This is a genomic window from Psychrobacter sp. TB55-MNA-CIBAN-0194 (assembly GCF_040309505.1).
Taxonomy (GTDB): Bacteria; Pseudomonadota; Gammaproteobacteria; order Pseudomonadales; family Moraxellaceae; genus Psychrobacter; species Psychrobacter fozii.
The window spans coordinates 1-259 of record NZ_JBEOOW010000475.1 but is presented as its reverse complement, the minus strand read 5'-3'; the positions used below and the strand labels follow the sequence as shown (position 1 = coordinate 259).

Annotated in this window: 1 protein-coding gene; it reads left to right on the top strand. The window is 43.6% G+C overall.

Annotated features, from left to right (window positions below; translation table 11 throughout):
* A partial coding sequence (locus AAEY75_RS15955) for a response regulator (protein ID WP_352260142.1) occupies positions 1 to 259 on the top strand: 259 nt, incomplete at both ends.

The following is a 259-nucleotide window of genomic DNA, read 5'->3' as shown; positions in this document are numbered from 1 at the left end:
GCTTAAAGCTACCTTAGATATAATTAGCGAACAAGAAGTAGAGCTTGAACACTTTGATGTTACTTTGCTGCGCGTATTAGTGGTTGACGATAGTCGCTTTGCTCGTAAACAGATTATTCGGGTGCTTGCTGGTATGGGAATACCTGCGCCGGTAGAGGCTGAGAATGGCAAACAAGCAATTGAGCAGCTAAACGAGCAAGCGTTTGACTTAATAGTAACCGATTACAATATGCCGGAAATGGATGGCAGAGAACTAACC